Genomic DNA, 15,945 nt, shown 5'->3' with positions numbered 1-15,945 from the left:
GATTGGCATCATATTCGGCATTTGATTGTTATCCATGATCGGCATTATATTCGGCGGCTGGTTGTTATCCATAATTGGCATTATATTCGGTGACTGGTTGTTATCCATAATCGGCATTATATTCGGCGGCTGGTTGTTATCCATAATTGGCATTATATTCGGTGGCTGGTTGTTATCCATAATTGGCATTTGAATATTTGGCGGTATGACTTGTGGAATAACTACATTTTCTTTCGATACATTTGGCGATACTATATTCCCTACATTCTCTTTCTTCACTTGTGGTGACACTATATTCCCTACATTTTCTTTTTTCACTTGTGGTGACACTATATTCCCTACATTTTCTTTCGATACATTTGGCGATACTATATTTCCTACATTTTCTTTCTTCACTTGCGGCGATACTATATTCCCTACATTTTCTTTCTTCACTTGCGGCGATACTATATTCCCTACATTTTCTTTCTTCACTTGCGGCGATATTATATTCCCTACATTTTCTTTCTTTACTTGCGGCGATATTATATTCCCTACATTTTCTTTCTTTACTTGCGGCGATACTATATTGTTTTTTTTCGTTTGCGGAGAAATGATATTGTTAGGTTTCATTTTACTAATTTGAGGAGCAATTAACTCGCTTCCTTTTTTTATTACATCTGAAATTTTATATTCTTTTTTCGGTTTTATTGGTGGTTGTGGCGGCTGCGGTAATACATTTACCGAAAACTTCGTGTTTTCTTTTTCCGCCGGTTTTTGTTTTTCTATCACAGGTGGTTTTTGAATAACAGACGGTTTTTCAACTGGTTTTTCTTTTTGAATTGGCTGTTCTTTTTGCACCTCTTTTTGCGGTTTCACCTGTACTTCTTTTTGTGGCTTTACCTGCATCTCCTTCTGTGGTTTCACCTGTACTTCTTTTTGCGGCTTTACCTGCATCTCCTTCTGCGGTTTTACTTGCACTTCTTTTTGTGTTTGTTGCATAGCTGGCTGCTGTGTAATTGGTGCTGATTGATACGTAACTTCTTCTTCATCTTCTATTCCAAGCGGAGTTGGTGTTGCTGCAAATTCTTTTTGCTGCACTTCTTTTACGTATTGCTTTGGAGGCGCTGAACCTGCTCCAGCCTGTTGTTTCATGTGAACACTCTTGGATGGCACTTTAATTTTCATACCTGGCATAATTAAATCTGGATTACTAAGTTGTGTATTTGTTTTTTTCAACGTGTCAAAATCCACTCCGTACTTTTTCGCAATTTTCCAAAGGGTATCCCCTTTTTGCACGATATGAATTTTCAAATTTTCCCCCTCCTGTATAACTTATCTATAAGTAACAAATCTCATGAAGTAACTCTTTCTAAATAACATTAACTTCTTTTCACTTTTATCACTTCTTCGATTTTCAATATTATTCGAAGTGGAATAAGCATAAAGAACCACAATGATTTCTTCAAAACAATGTATGCCCATTTCGTTCCCGTTATGATTATATGTATGAAAAAAAGCAACGGGAATACCGTTGCTTTACACACGCTCTAACATACGATTTAATGCAAGAACCGCTTCTGCCGTTACTTGTTTGTCTACGCTAATAACGTTAATTTCTTCTCCTCTTTCTATCGTTTCAAGTGTCCATAATAAGTGAGGCAGATCAATTCGGTTCATCGTTAAGCACGGACACATAAATGGATTAAGTGAAACAATTTCTTTATCTGGATGTTGCTGAATAATTCGGTTCACTAAATTCATTTCTGTACCAATCGCCCATTTGCTACCAGATGGGGCTGATTCAATCATATCAATAATATATTTCGTTGAGCCTGCATAATCTGAAGCAGCTACAACTTCATAGCAACATTCTGGATGTACAATAATATTCATATCAGGATGATTTTTTCGTACGCTCTCAATGTTCTTCACTGTAAAATTTTGATGAACAGAACAATGCCCTTTCCATAAAATTACTTGAATTTCTTCTATATCCCCATCGTACTCTAATGAATCTGTGTGTGGGTCCCATACTGCCATTTTATCTAACTGGATACCTAAATCGTACGCTGTATTTCTCCCTAAATGTTGGTCTGGTAAAAAGACAAGACGTTCTTTTTGAGTAAACGCCCAAGATACCATTTGCTTTGCATTAGAAGATGTTACTGTTGCTCCTCCGTTACGACCACAAAACGCTTTAATTGCAGCTGTAGAGTTCACATATGTTAACGGAATCATCGTATCTCCAAATAATTTCGTGAGCTCTTTCCATGCTCTTTCTGTTTGTTCAATATCTGCCATATCCGCCATCGAACAACCTGCACGCATATCTGGTAAGATGACAACTTGATCATCTGTCGTTAACATATCTGCTGTTTCCGCCATAAAGTGCACCCCGCAAAACACAATATATTTTGCGTCTTTATTGCTCGCTGCAACTTGCGCAAGCTGAAGTGAATCCCCTGCTGCATCTGAAAATTGTACCACTTCATCTTTTTGATAATGATGCCCTGGAATGAATAACATTTTCCCCATTTTCTCTTTAATTTCACGAACACGCTTTTCCATATCTTCCGTTGACATCGTGTAATAACGCTCTGGTAACATCGTTTCAATTGGCTGTACTTGTTCTAAAATACTCATATACGTTTCTCCCCTCTAAGCCACTTTCCTTATCCTTCAATATTGAAACTAATATCAAGTGCTTTCACTGAATGTGTTAACGCTCCAAGTGAAATATAATCTATCCCTGTTTTTCCGTATTTCGGTAAATCTTCGATTGTGATGCCCCCTGAAGCTTCTGTAACGATAGCACTTGGTACAATTTTTGAAAACTCCCGGATTTCATCTGGCGTACGATTATCGAACATAATAATATCAGCACCAGCAGCAACAGCCTCTCTCACCTGTTCCTCAGTTTCTGTTTCTACTTCTACTTTCACCATATGTCCTAACTTCTCTTTCACTGATGTAACAGCTTTTGTAATAGAACCAGCAAACGCAATATGATTGTCTTTAATCATGACACCATCATATAAACCGAAGCGATGATTAAATCCACCGCCGCACACGACTGCATGCTTATCAAACATACGTAGTCCTGGCATCGTTTTTCGCGTATCACAAATGCGAGTATGACTGCTATCTAAAGCAAGAACCGCTTTACGCGTCATCGTCGCTATTCCGCTCATACGCTGAATAACATTTAATATAACGCGCTCTGCTGTTAATAACGATGCAATTGGACCTTGCACAGTTGCAATGATTTCGCCTTTTTCTACAAGGTCCCCATCTTTTTTATGAAGCTCTACTTCAATTCTCTCATCAATTAATTTAAATCCTGATTCAATTACTAAACGTCCTGCAAAGACCCCTGTATCCTTCGCAAGAAACGTTCCTTTCGAAAGCAAGTTATCTGGAAAAATAAGCTGAGATGTTACATCTCTTTCCCCTATATCTTCTAAAAAAAATCGATTTAATGCTTCTTTAACTTTTATCGTGTTCATAAAGCCCCTCTTCCCCTCATCACACAAGTTGTCGTTTTCTCTTTACTCGAACAATCTCTTTCTTTCCTATATTTCTATCTGGATAATCACTCCGGTAATGCCCGCCAATACTTTCTTCTCTTTGCAAGGCTGACACAACTATAAGCTCACAAACCGTTAACATATTAATAAGCGTTATCTCTTCATTCGTAAGAACATCATGTTGTAATATCATATTTCGAACACCATACTTACTAAGCCATCTCTTCGCATAAGATAAACTTTGCTCTGTTCGCACAATCCCAACATATTTCATCATGCATTTTTGTATTTCTTCTTTCGTCGGTAAATGATTCAGAACGATAAACTTTGCTTCCTTTTCGGCTAGCATGTTCACCTTTTCTTTTGTCTCTCTAGATAAAATGTGTCGTCCGATTCTTTTTCCAAACACAAGACCTTCTAATAATGAATTACTCGCTAATCTATTTGCACCATGAACCCCGTTACAAGCTACTTCACCGACTGCGTATAAGTTCGGAATAGACGTCTCTCCATCACAGTTCGTTTTCACGCCGCCCATGTGAAAATGAGTACCGGGCACGATTGGAATAAGTTTTTTATTTATATCGACTCCATTTGTTTTACATATCGATGACACGGTCGGAAAGCGTTGTTCAAAGTTTTGAATCATTTCGATGTTTAAGTACACTTTTTCACCTGCAAGTAGCTGTTCATGAATAGCCCTTGCGACTACATCACGAGGCGCTAAATCCTGTTCGGAATGTATATCCATCATAAAACGCTGCCCTTTTCCATTTATAAGGACAGCTCCTTCTCCGCGAACAGCTTCGGACACAAGACCAGAACAACGCCCACCCGCGTATAACATCGTCGGATGAAATTGTATAAACTCTAAATCTACAAGCTCTCCGCCTGCACGGTACACCATTGCAAGTCCATCGCCTGTAATCGTCTCATCATTAGAAGTAAAGGCGTATAAACCGCCAATACCGCCTGAAGCTAACACCGTATAATCTGCATTGTAACGTTTCAATTCTCCTTTATTGTTGCGAGTTAAAGCCCCAACACATTTATCTTTTTCTATAATAAAATCGAGCACCATTTCCTGTTCCACTACCGTAACGTATGGAGCTACTTCTTGAATAAGATGCTCTAATAAATTCTTTCCTGTTGCATCGCCACCTGCATGTAAAATACGACGTTTTCGATGCGCTCCTTCTTTTCCAAGATGAGGACCTGTTTCATCTCCATCAAATTTCATTCCATTTTCAATAAGGTTATTAATTTCTTTCGGTCCTTCCTCGACTAAATAACGGACCACTTCTTCATTGTTATAATGACACCCTGCTACTAGCGTATCTTCAAAATGATCATTAGGATTGTCGTATGTAGCTACCGCTGCGGCAATTCCACCTTGAGCTAAATGTGTATTATTATTACGTTTCGTCTCCTTTGTGATAATAATCACATTCTTTTCGTGACAAATCTCTTTTGCAACACGAAGTGCCGCAACGCCACTTCCAATAATTAAGACATCTGCGCTTGGCATAATTGTTGCCTCCTACTTTACACTTTTCAATTGTCTTGACACCTATATTTACATAGTTTTAAAATAATGACAAGAGTTTTTTTATAATTCTTATTTTCACTACCATTTAAAAAGTAAAAGAAATGTAACTCTTACTAGAGAGAGGAACTTACATGATGATATATCTTGACTATGCAGCTACTACACCTATGAGCGAAGAAGCGTTACAAACATATATGAAAGCAGCATCGCAATACTTCGGAAATGAACAAAGTTTACATGATATTGGAGGAACGGCTTCTTCTTTATTACAAGTTTGCCGAAAAACATTTGCGGAAATGATTGGAGGAAAAGAACAAGGAATATTTTTCACAAGTGGTGGATCGGAATCGAACTATCTTGCAATCCAATCACTTCTAAATGCCCGAAATAAGAAGCATATTATTACGACACCTATGGAACATGCATCCATTCGAAGTTATTTTCAATCCCTAAAATCAAAAGGCTATACGATCACTGAAATTCCTGTTGATAAAAATGGACTCATTTGTTTAGTAGATTTAGAGGCAGCTATTACGGAAGATACTGTGCTAGCAAGTATACAGCATGGAAACTCTGAAATCGGAACCGTTCAAAACATTACAGAAATCGGGGCACTTTTAAAAAAATATAATGTTTTATTTCATACGGATTGTGTGCAAACGTTTGGTAAACTGCCTATCCATGTTTTTGAGATGGGGATTGATAGTCTTTCTGTTTCAGCACATAAAATATACGGACCAAAAGGTGTCGGCGCTTGCTACATAAATCCGCAAACTCGCTGGGAACAAGTATTTCCAGGAACTTCTCACGAAAAAGGATTTCGCCCAGGTACAGTGAACGTTCCCGGCATCGCATCTTTTTTAACAGCTGCTGAAAATATATTAAAAACTCAATGGGAAGAAAGTTTACGTTTTAAAGAGTTACGATCCTACTTTTTAGAGCAAATACAAACAATTCCGCTAGAAATTGAAGTAGAAGGTCATTCTACTTCTTGTTTACCACATATTGTTGGGGTTACAATAAAAGGAATAGAAGGTCAATATACTATGCTAGAATGTAATCGCCATGGTATCGCCATTTCCACCGGAAGTGCTTGCCAAGTCGGTAAACAAGAACCTTCGAAAACTATGCTTGCAATTGGAAAAACGTATGAAGAGGCAAAACAATATGTCCGCTTCTCTTTCGGACAACAAACAACGAAAGATCAAATTGATACTACTATTCATGCACTACACACAATTGGAAATCAATTTTATAGAGGTGTTAAATCATAATGAAACAAAATGAACAAAAAAAGATTTTAGGTGAAGAAAGACGACAGCTTATCCTCCAGTGGCTTCTTGCTGCAAATGAACCGTTATCGGGGAATGAACTATCGAAAAAGACGAACGTAAGTAGACAAGTTATCGTGCAAGATATTTCCTTGCTTAAAGCACGAAACGAACCAATTATTGCAACTGCTCAAGGCTATTTATATTTAAAGCCACAAGAGAAACAACAAACTTTTGAACGCGTAATCGTATGCCAGCACAAACCAGCAGAAGTACGTCAAGAACTTACAATGCTTGTTGACCACGGCGTTACGATTAAAGACGTAAAAGTTGAGCATCCTGTATACGGTGACTTAACAGCATCCATTATGGTAAGCAATCGCTTTGATGTAGAGCAATATTTACAAAAAATCGAAAACACAAACGCTTCTTATCTATCGCAACTAACAGATGGTATTCACTTACATACAATTGAAGCAGATTCTAAAGAGAAGTTAGATGCTGCTTGCGAAGCTTTAGATAAAGCAGGATTTCTCGTTTATTAATGTAAAGCACAGAGTTTTTATCATTCTCTGTGCTTTTTTAATGCTATAATATTGTAATCAATCGTAAAGGAGATCAAATATGGGAATTGAACTCGTTCACTTTAGCATTGGGAAACCGAAACAAATGAAATATAGCGAAGATAAAGAAATGATTACCGGTATATGTAAAGAACTTACCGAAGAAGCTTTCCTATCAAAAGATGGCTTCCTTGGTGATGATGTAGCAGATTTAAAACACCACGGTGGACCTGATCGCGCAGTTTGTGTGTACTCACACGAGCATTACGCACTATGGGAAAAAGAATTTCAAACAACACTTCCAGCTTCCGCATTTGGCGAAAACATTACCGTAACAAATATGTTAGAGCATGATGTTTGCATCGGAGATACATACAAATTAGGTGAAGCGATTATTCAAGTGACACAAGCAAGAGTACCTTGTAGCACAATTTCAAAACGTCTTGGCATCCCTGGCATACTGCCACGCATTGTAGCAACTGGATTTACAGGCTACCTATGCCGCGTTCTTCAAGAAGGTACTGTACGTAAAGATTCTAAAATTACATTACTAGAACGTCAACCGAGCAATGTTTCTGTCTTGTTCTCTAACGAAATTTATTTTCATAATAGAAAAGATAAAGATGGTATTGAAAAAATTCTTGCCGTTCCAGAACTAGCTGATATTTGGCGTGGTCAGTTAGAAGATCGTCTTGCGAAGTTAAAATAAAGAATCACACCAGGTAAAACAGTATTGAGTCCATCATACCAGATGGACTCTTTTTATTTTCTCTTCCTTCACGTCCAAACATATAAAAATATATTTCATATTATATATGGACAACCTTTAATTCTTATATATGAAGGGAGTGATTAATTATGGCGGATTACTTCTTAAAAAATGGAAAAAAATATTATAAGAAAAATGATCGTCCATGTAATTCTTCAAATTCAGATTCAAATAACTGTTTTATACAGAACTATACCATTTTCGGTACGGGAAATACCCCTCAAGATCTTGATATAACAACTGGAATTCCTCGAACTGTATTTGAAAACTTCACTAAAAATCATAATAAGACACTTATTAAAATTAGTTTCAGTCCTGCATTTGCAACAACGATTAGATTAACAATTGCAAGATTAAACCATCGCTCTCCACTTACATTTACCTTAACACCAGGAGATATTAAAACATTTTTAGTAGAAGATGTTGAGAGTATTACTTTCTCAGATACTGTAGCTCCATCTACACTCAATCTATTAATACAACAAACGAATTGTATTTGCTGCAGTAATTCGAACAATGATGAATCCTACTATTATAATAGTTGTAATGATGCGTACTAAAAACCCGACAAAAGAGTTATCTATTCCTAACAGAAGCCGTCCTAAATATCTTTTAGGACGGCTTCTTTATTTTGCTAGCTCAATTAATCACTTACTTCAATAGAATCGATAGCTTACTCTGCCTCAAACCGAGAAACAGCTTTTCATTTCAAACAACTTTAACAACAGCTCCCCTCTACAACCAATAAGAAGAATAACTCCCCAGCACAGTAACAGAAAAACCGAGTGCTTCAAGTTCCATCGTTACGCCTGGCAATAATACGTCATCGTATGCTTTATCGACATCGATTAAGAAAAAGTAATTTCCAAGACCTGTTTTCATCGGACGCGATTCGATTTTTGATAAGTTTAATTTTCTCCATGCGAAAGCTGATAACACTTGATATAGGGCACCTGCATAATCTGCAGGTAACGTTATCATAAGCGTCGTTTTCTCTCCGCGGTTCTCTCCGTTATTCGGGAGTACTGCTTTCTTTTTCTTATGGAGTACTAAGAAACGTGTGTGATTATTTTTATGCGTATGAATACTACGTCTCACAATTGTTAATCCGTATTTTTCTGCAGCCGCTTCATTTGCAATAGCGGCAATTTTCTCTTCAGGATGTTCTTTCACATATTGTGCAGCAGCACTTGTAGATGTCATATCTCGAACAGTTACTCCTTTTAATTCTTCATTTAAAAATTTATGGCACTGTGCAATGGCATGCGGATGAGAATGCACTGCATATACTTCATCCCACACTTCTGCATACTGCGGATGTACAAGTAAATGCTGCTGAATTGGTACTGTAATTTCTCCTACAATGGAAAGCGGCTGCTCATGTACAAGGTAATCAACCGTTATATTCACTGAACCTTCTATTGCATTTTCTAACGGTACAACTGCGAAGTCTACATTTTCATTTGCAGCTGCATCTATACAATCTGGAATCGTTCGATACGGTACATGCTCTGCTTCCGGAAAAAAACGACTCACCGCCATATTTGTAAATGTTGCTTCTGGTCCTAAATATCCTACTCGAATCATCGTCTTTTCCCCTCTTTTTCGTTTTCTTACTGTTATACCATACTTTTTTATATTCTTCTATGTAAATTTCGAATATTAAAAAAAGACTAGCATTCGCTAGTCTAAATGTTTCTTATACTCTCTTTGAGCGAAGAAGAAATAAATGATACATGCTGCGATATAAAACAGAATGAACAAACCTACTTTTCTTAATGATCCATCCATAAAAAGCGTATTATGAAACGTATATAATGCAACTGCACTATGCATACTCCCTACTATAATTGGTGCAAAAAATAGCATACATAATTGCCAACGAGAAATTTTCCATACTTCTTCCTTCGTCATTCCAAGTTTTGAGAGTGCACCATACTGCTTTCGGTCCGATGCAATATTATGAAACCATTTAAAATATACGATACTACATGAAGTGAGAAAGAATAATATACTAATAAATGAGCCTACAAATAGAGTAATATCGCCGCCTTCTTTCATATTTACATACAACTCCATATTGCTTCGAAATGCATTATTATTATCTTGTTTCATATGTTTCCGTAAATCTTCATTTAATTTCTTCGTCTTTTCGATATTTGGTAATGTGTAGCCTCTATATATCATTGTTTCAGAATCAGGAACCTGATTTGCTATACTATCAAAATCTTCATCATTCATAACAAAGAACAGACCATTAATGTACGAAGGGTGATGGTTAAATTGAACCCCTTCTTTCTGACCGTTAAATACGAATTGATATGGTTGATTCATTACTTGCAATTGAATCTCTTTTTGATTATATACATTCGAATTATTGTATTTATTATAATAAACGAGTGTCACTGTACCTTTTTTAGGACGATACGTTTTCTGTTTTTGTTTCCTTGCTTCTTGGTTATATTCACTTTCTTTTATAAGCGGTACTATTGTTGTTTCTCCTTTACTAGACTGAAAGGATGCATACACTCCAACAAAACTCATATATTGAAAATCGTCATACCCATATTGATGCAGTAATTTTTCAACCGCACCTTCCTCAAAGACTTCATGAGTAGAAATACCTTTTTCTATGTACGAAAACGAGTGTACCCCTCCAGTTCGCCACATATCTTGCATGCTAGAAAAATATAAGAACACCGTACCTGTTGCTGTAACTACAAACGTCGTTGCCATAGACATCAGAAAGAAAAAGCGACCATTTTCCTTCATTCGATGTGACAATTGATTCACTATAAATAAATACGGATATGTATACATAATCTTTTTATTTCGCTTTATTATTTCTAACATTTGGGTAGCTCCATGTGTAAAAGAAAAGTACGTTCCAAAAAAGACAAGTATAGACACAGGGAAAAAGTATATCGCTATCGTAGCCATCGTCACTTGTAGCGCCAATGCATACCCGCCCACTAAACAAGCAAAACCGAATAAACAGAGCCACTTTGATGTTTTCTTCTCTTTTTTATCTGTTCGAAATTCTTTCAATAACCGAATGATTTTTATATTCCATATACGTAAAGCACTTATAAAAGATAACAAAATAAAAACGACCATATATGTAATAAATGTTACACCAATCGCCCTTACGTCAAATATGACAGGGAATTCTTTCGGAAGCCCCAGTAACATACTAAATACCATAAAAAAGAGTTTTAAAAATATCATACCAAGCCCAATACCGAAAATATTCGCGAAGACCCCGATTAAAATTTGCTCGGTCATAATCACTCCTATTACGTTAGACTTCGTTGCTCCCATTAACATATATAACCCTAATTCTTTCTTACGTGCTTCTATGAAAATAGAAGTAGAGTACAAAATAAATATGACGAAAAAAGAAATGATTATAACATTACATATAATAAGTCCCCAGCGTACGTTTTGATACCACATCGTCTCTTGCATATATGGATGCACAATGACAGACATATATGCGTAAGAAGCAAATATTGCAAAACAACTACTTAAGAAAAACACTTTATAATTACGCCAATTTCCTTTTATATTTTGCAGCGCTAGTTGCCGAATGTTCATCTATCGTCCTCCTGTAACTTACTACATAGGCAAAAAGCTAGAGGTTCCCCTAGCTTTTTACGTGTTTTAAATATCCTCTTTGCGCGATCATAAAGTAAATGGCAGAAGCTAAAATGTATGCTCCAATTACAAGCGCACCTGATTTCCACAAATTAATATAAAGCATTTTTCCTAACGTATGAAGAGCAAATCCACTATGAATGGAACCGATTAAAATTGGGATAAAGAAGATAACTCCCATTTGTCGAATCGCAATTTTGCGAATTTCTTTATCTGTCATACCAATTCTCTTTAACGATTTAAATTGAATACGATCTTGTTCTTTATCGTTAAACCATTTAAAGTATGTCATACTACAAGCGAAGAAGAAGAACAGTACCGCTACGAAGAAACCGATGAACATTGTAATTGCTCCACCTTCTCTTATATCCTTATACGCAAACACTGAATTTCTCAATTCCCCTTGCTTTTCTGGTACAATTTCATTTTTCAAATCTAATACAAGGTTTTCTGTACTTTTCCAATCCTCAATATAATAACCGTAATATTTTGTCTTTTCTTCATCTGGTACGAGTGTTGCATATTTCTCAAAATCTTGATCATTTACAATGAGATATTCACTATCATTAAAAACAGAATACTGCGTTGGATTATTTAATTGAACAGACTGCTTTTGTCCATTAATTGTAAATTCATACGGTTTCGTACGATCTATCTTCATCAGTTCATTTGACATATCAACCATAACCATCGTTGCACTACCTGGTGCATTATGAACTTCTGTAGGTTGCTCTCTCTTTTGTTTGCGCACTTCTGCATTATATTCTTTTTCTGAAATAATCGTCATCGGTACTTCATGTTCACTATTAAACAACGTTATTTTCTGTGTTGCCGGTAGTTTAACGTATGTTACTTTTCGCGCATCTTCAAACCCGTGTCTCTTCACAAGCTCCTGTACCTTTTCTTCATTAATAAGGTTATGCGTATTTAACCCCTTTTCCTCATATGAAATAGCATGTGGTGTAAGTTCTACCGTTTTCGCACTCATATTTTCAAAATATACGTACAGTGTACCCACCGCTGAAGATACTACCGCCGTAATGATAGAAATTACAAATAGAAAACGAGCATTATCTTTCATTTTATAAATAAGGTTGCTAAGGACGAACATATTTGGGTACGTATAAAAAGATTGCTTTCTTTTTTGTAATGCTTTTAATACAACTGTACTACCTTGTGTAAATAGTAAATACGTTCCGCCAATTGTCAGTCCTACCACCGGTAAAAAGAGGAGGAGGAAATTCAGAAACGTTACTTGGAAGCTAAGTACATATGCAACAATAATACATCCTATACCAACTACACATAACCATGTAAATGCAAACGGCTCTACTTTTTGCTTTCTAGCTTCTCTTAATAAATCAATAATTTGCAAGCGTCCTACTGTCCAAACACTAAACAATGATAGGATTAAAAATAGGATAAAGTATACGCCAGCTGTAATAAGAACTGCTTTACTATTCCAAACAAGTGGAAGTGTCTTATCTATTTTCAATAATACGCTTAACGCTTGGAAAAATAATTTTGAACAAAGCATTCCAACCCCAATACCAATTACAATTGCAATACTACCTAACATCAGTTGCTCTAATATAATCATTCGGCCGAGCTGCGATTTCGTTCCGCCTATTAATGTTAGTAGACCAAACTCTTTTTTTCTTGCTCGTAAAAACGTTGAATTTGCATATAAAATAAAGAGTGCCGAGAAGATGACCACAATATAATTCATCGATTCTAATCCTTTTGTGATCATCTTTCTCATACTAATATTACCGCTTACGACATCTGGATGATAAATAAAAGAAGCATACATGAAAAATACGACAATCGATAAACAACTACTTATAAGAAACGCTTTATAGTTACGCCAATTTCCTTTTACGTTATTAAGCGCGAGCTGGCGAAAGTTCATGATATTCTCCTCCTAGCATCGCAAGTACGTCCAGAATTTCTTGGAAAAAGGCTTGTTTCGTTCTTCCTTTATGTATTTCCGAGAAAATTTCCCCATCGCGTATGAAAAGGATACGTTCACAATAACTAGCCGCTACTGGATCGTGCGTAACCATTGCAATCGTTACTTTCTTTTGCTCGTGTAAATCTTGCAGAGCGCCCATTAGCGATTTCGCTGACTTCGAGTCTAAGTTTCCAGTTGGCTCATCTGCTAAAATTAACGTCGGTTCATGAATGATTGCTCTCGCTGCTGCTGCACGTTGTTGTTGTCCCCCAGATACTTCGTATACTTTTTTATTTAAAATTTCTTCGATGTTTAAAAACTTCGCAATTTCCAGTACTTTCGCATCGATTTCATTTACAGATTTCTTCGCCATTACAAGTGGTAAAATAATATTTTCTTTAATGGATAACGTATCAAGTAAATTAAAATCTTGAAAGATGAACCCTAAATGTGTACGGCGAAACTCCGCTAATTTTGCAGCACGAATTTGATTAATTTCTTCACCATTTACAAGCACATGACCTGAAGTTTGCTTATCAATTGTTGCTAATAAATTTAAAAGCGTCGTTTTCCCGCTTCCTGAAGGACCCATAATCCCTACAAATTCGCCTTCTTCTATTTTAAAATTTATATCGTTTAAAGCAGTCGTCGCTACTGAACCTTTTGATTGGTACACCTTCGTTAATCCTTTTACTTCAAGAACACTCATTTCTAATCCCCCTACGTGTTTTCTTCTTACATTTACTATAAGAAAAATAAGAAAAAGAAACGAGTGATTTCCCTTACAAAACGTTTTGTTATCTTACAGTTTTGTCATTTTTCTCATCAATGTATGATATTCTTCATCTTTTGCAAATTGGAACGTGAATGTTGTCCCTTCTCCTTCAGCCGATTGGACATACATTCCATGATGTAAATTATCGCAAATTTCCTTCGTAATATATAAACCCATTCCAGTCGCTTCTCTCGTTTTACGGCCATTTACCCCCGTAAAGAATGGATCAAATATGCGCTTTACATCTTGCTCTGGAATACCGATTCCATTGTCCTTAATATGTAATAACACCTTTTGATTTTTCTCTTCAATTTGAAATTGAATTTCTTTTTTCTCTGCCGCTGAAATTTTTGTATACTTGATTGCGTTTACAACAATTTGACCTATAGCAATGCTCAGCCATTTTCTATCAGATGCAACCATACAAGTATCTTCTTCAAACATAACTTTCGGAAATACAGACGATTGAATAAAGGATTTCCGATTTTCATTAATAATACCTCGCACGACATCTATAACATTTACTACTTCTATCTTATAATCTTTCGCAAACTGCTCTAGTCTTGCCATATGTAACGCTAAATCTAAACCATTTAGTATACGGTTATTTTCTTCACGAATACTTTCAACTGTTGCTCTTGCCTCACGATGCTCTTTGCCAAACTTTTGCAGCAATAATTCAATAACAGATACTGGTGTTTTCATTTGGTGAATCCATTGGTTCATAAATATCATTTGCTGTTGCTCTTTCACATGCTGTTTATGAACTTCATTCATATATTGCTGTCTTAATAACGTAAAAGATTCAACGACCATTTCTTGCTCTGATGTATAAGATTCATCAATAAGTAAAGAGTCATGTAATGTATTTCCACCAGTAACATACTTTTCGATCCTCTTTAAAAACACACTCCGTTTTCGGTAATCGTAAATGAGGTATACAGTAAACACAACTGTTCCTAATAAAAGTCCATATAACCACGTACTCCAATCAATGGATTTCTTTTCTAAAAGACTTTGCAGCTGTAAAACGAGCCCAAATAAACAAAGGCTAACAATATAAGAAAGAATTAAAGAAAAGCGGTCCATAAGGTAATTTTTAACCTTCATGCCCTTCGCTCCACTCCGTAAAAAGCGCATAACCATATCCACGTTTCGTTACAATTGCATTTTTAATGCCTAACTCCTCTAGTTTCTTCCTTACACGTTTTACATTTACGGTTAATGTATTATCATCCACAAATGCTACTTCATCCCATAGGGCTTCTAACAGTTCTTCGCGCGTTACATATTGATTCACCTGTTTCATTAAACACTCTAATAAGTAAAACTCATTTTTTGTCAGTTCAGTTTGTTGTCCTTGCCACTCAACAATATGCTGAGACGGGAATAACAACAGTCCATTTACACCTAAACAATCACTCTCAGCGGCAGAAGCATACTCTCCGTAACCACGGCGAAGTGCACTCTTCACCTTTGCCATTACGATATCTAAATGGAATGGCTTCGTAATATAATCATCGCCGCCATTTTCAATCGCCATTACTTGATCCATTTCTCCTGTTCTTGCAGAAACAAAAATAATTGGTGCATTCGATACAGTACGAATTTGACGACACCAATAAAAACCGTCAAAGTACGGTAAATTAATATCAAGTAACACGAGATGAGGATTCACTTTTACAAACTCATCTTTTATTTGACGTAAATCACTTGCTCTAAATGATTGATAGCCATACCTTTCTAAATGCTCTTCTAATATTCCCGCGATTTTCTCATCATCTTCTACAATTAATATTTTATACATGTTCGTTTTCTCCCCATAAAAGAATTCTTCTACATTTACTCCTTTTTCCATTATAAATTGAAAATTTAATTAGTGGGGATTTTTTCCTATA

General features: G+C 36.2%; 13 protein-coding genes and 1 pseudogene. 4 read left to right on the top strand and 10 right to left on the bottom strand.

Annotation, left to right across the window (positions count from 1 at the left end; all coding sequences use genetic code 11):
- The 4 genes and pseudogenes from exsA to nadB all read right to left on the bottom strand — a co-directional run.
- Positions 1-1,293: pseudogene (exsA, locus tag MKY38_RS29020) on the bottom strand (spore coat assembly protein ExsA); the annotation flags it as partial.
- A gap of 225 nt (positions 1,294-1,518) precedes the next feature.
- On the bottom strand, positions 1,519-2,625 hold the full coding sequence (gene nadA / locus MKY38_RS29015) for a quinolinate synthase NadA (RefSeq protein WP_065222816.1): 1,107 nt from the start codon (positions 2,623-2,625) through the stop codon (positions 1,519-1,521).
- A 29-nt stretch (positions 2,626-2,654) separates the two neighbouring features.
- Positions 2,655-3,488, bottom strand: a complete 834-nt coding sequence (gene nadC, locus MKY38_RS29010) for a carboxylating nicotinate-nucleotide diphosphorylase (protein WP_065222815.1) — start codon at positions 3,486-3,488, stop codon at positions 2,655-2,657.
- Between the two features lie 19 nt (positions 3,489-3,507).
- On the bottom strand, positions 3,508-5,037 hold the full coding sequence (nadB, locus tag MKY38_RS29005) for an L-aspartate oxidase (RefSeq protein WP_065222814.1): 1,530 nt from the start codon (positions 5,035-5,037) through the stop codon (positions 3,508-3,510).
- Between the two features lie 152 nt (positions 5,038-5,189).
- Here nadB and MKY38_RS29000 point away from each other — a divergent pair, with 152 nt between their 5' ends.
- From MKY38_RS29000 to MKY38_RS28985, 4 genes are all read left to right on the top strand, one after another.
- Positions 5,190-6,332 (top strand): IscS subfamily cysteine desulfurase, encoded by a 1,143-nt coding sequence (locus MKY38_RS29000; protein ID WP_341050982.1) that lies wholly within the window; start codon positions 5,190-5,192, stop codon positions 6,330-6,332.
- Positions 6,332-6,874 carry a transcription repressor NadR gene (locus MKY38_RS28995; protein WP_000812275.1) on the top strand — a complete coding sequence of 181 codons (543 nt, stop codon included), beginning with the start codon at positions 6,332-6,334 and terminating at the stop codon, positions 6,872-6,874. Before MKY38_RS29000 ends, MKY38_RS28995 begins: the two co-directional genes overlap by 1 nt.
- A 79-nt stretch (positions 6,875-6,953) precedes the next feature.
- A complete protein-coding gene (locus tag MKY38_RS28990; protein WP_341050981.1) occupies positions 6,954-7,601 on the top strand; it encodes an MOSC domain-containing protein in 648 nt (215 codons plus the stop codon).
- Positions 7,602-7,750: 149 nt separating this feature from the next.
- A complete protein-coding gene (locus MKY38_RS28985) occupies positions 7,751-8,221 on the top strand; it encodes a hypothetical protein (RefSeq protein ID WP_065222811.1) in 471 nt (156 codons plus the stop codon).
- A gap of 175 nt (positions 8,222-8,396) precedes the next feature.
- Here MKY38_RS28985 and pheA read toward each other — a convergent pair whose 3' ends face one another.
- The 6 genes from pheA to MKY38_RS28955 all read right to left on the bottom strand — a co-directional run bounded on the left by pheA (position 8,397) and on the right by MKY38_RS28955 (position 15,854).
- Positions 8,397-9,248, bottom strand: a complete 852-nt coding sequence (pheA, locus tag MKY38_RS28980; RefSeq protein ID WP_000621701.1) for a prephenate dehydratase — start codon at positions 9,246-9,248, stop codon at positions 8,397-8,399.
- A gap of 96 nt (positions 9,249-9,344) precedes the next feature.
- Positions 9,345-11,258, bottom strand: coding sequence for an ABC transporter permease (locus tag MKY38_RS28975; protein ID WP_341050976.1), 1,914 nt, complete (start codon positions 11,256-11,258; stop codon positions 9,345-9,347).
- A 49-nt stretch (positions 11,259-11,307) separates the two neighbouring features.
- On the bottom strand, positions 11,308-13,230 hold the full coding sequence (locus tag MKY38_RS28970; protein WP_341050973.1) for an ABC transporter permease: 1,923 nt from the start codon (positions 13,228-13,230) through the stop codon (positions 11,308-11,310).
- Complete coding sequence (locus tag MKY38_RS28965) at positions 13,205-13,981, bottom strand: ABC transporter ATP-binding protein (RefSeq protein ID WP_341050971.1); 777 nt, start codon at positions 13,979-13,981, stop codon at positions 13,205-13,207. Before MKY38_RS28965 ends, MKY38_RS28970 begins: the two co-directional genes overlap by 26 nt.
- Before the next feature lie 93 nt (positions 13,982-14,074).
- Complete coding sequence (locus MKY38_RS28960) at positions 14,075-15,157, bottom strand: HAMP domain-containing histidine kinase (protein ID WP_341050970.1); 1,083 nt, start codon at positions 15,155-15,157, stop codon at positions 14,075-14,077.
- A complete protein-coding gene (locus MKY38_RS28955) occupies positions 15,147-15,854 on the bottom strand; it encodes a response regulator transcription factor (RefSeq protein ID WP_341050968.1) in 708 nt (235 codons plus the stop codon). Before MKY38_RS28955 ends, MKY38_RS28960 begins: the two co-directional genes overlap by 11 nt.
- Between the last annotated feature and the right edge of the window lie 91 nt (positions 15,855-15,945).

Origin of the sequence: Bacillus sp. FSL R5-0585 (genome assembly GCF_038004545.1) — a bacterium.
In the GTDB taxonomy this organism is placed as follows: domain Bacteria; phylum Bacillota; class Bacilli; order Bacillales; family Bacillaceae_G; genus Bacillus_A; species Bacillus_A cereus.
Note: the sequence above shows the minus strand (reverse complement) of the source record. Positions and strands in the feature narration are given on the sequence as shown.

What these genes read in the sequence shown, in the direction of transcription:
- MKY38_RS28955 (WP_341050968.1), bottom strand. Translation starts at nt 15,854, where the DNA reads ATGTATAAAATATTAATTGTAGAAGATGATGAGAAAATCGCGGGAATA.
- nadA (WP_065222816.1), bottom strand. Translation starts at nt 2,625, where the DNA reads ATGAGTATTTTAGAACAAGTACAGCCAATTGAAACGATGTTACCAGAG.
- MKY38_RS28960 (WP_341050970.1), bottom strand. Translation starts at nt 15,157, where the DNA reads ATGAAGGTTAAAAATTACCTTATGGACCGCTTTTCTTTAATTCTTTCT.
- MKY38_RS28975 (WP_341050976.1), bottom strand. Translation starts at nt 11,258, where the DNA reads ATGAACATTCGGCAACTAGCGCTGCAAAATATAAAAGGAAATTGGCGT.
- MKY38_RS28995 (WP_000812275.1), top strand. Translation starts at nt 6,332, where the DNA reads ATGAAACAAAATGAACAAAAAAAGATTTTAGGTGAAGAAAGACGACAG.
- nadC (WP_065222815.1), bottom strand. Translation starts at nt 3,488, where the DNA reads ATGAACACGATAAAAGTTAAAGAAGCATTAAATCGATTTTTTTTAGAA.
- MKY38_RS28965 (WP_341050971.1), bottom strand. Translation starts at nt 13,981, where the DNA reads ATGAGTGTTCTTGAAGTAAAAGGATTAACGAAGGTGTACCAATCAAAA.
- pheA (WP_000621701.1), bottom strand. Translation starts at nt 9,248, where the DNA reads ATGATTCGAGTAGGATATTTAGGACCAGAAGCAACATTTACAAATATG.
- MKY38_RS28990 (WP_341050981.1), top strand. Translation starts at nt 6,954, where the DNA reads ATGGGAATTGAACTCGTTCACTTTAGCATTGGGAAACCGAAACAAATG.
- nadB (WP_065222814.1), bottom strand. Translation starts at nt 5,037, where the DNA reads ATGCCAAGCGCAGATGTCTTAATTATTGGAAGTGGCGTTGCGGCACTT.
- MKY38_RS29000 (WP_341050982.1), top strand. Translation starts at nt 5,190, where the DNA reads ATGATGATATATCTTGACTATGCAGCTACTACACCTATGAGCGAAGAA.
- MKY38_RS28985 (WP_065222811.1), top strand. Translation starts at nt 7,751, where the DNA reads ATGGCGGATTACTTCTTAAAAAATGGAAAAAAATATTATAAGAAAAAT.
- MKY38_RS28970 (WP_341050973.1), bottom strand. Translation starts at nt 13,230, where the DNA reads ATGAACTTTCGCCAGCTCGCGCTTAATAACGTAAAAGGAAATTGGCGT.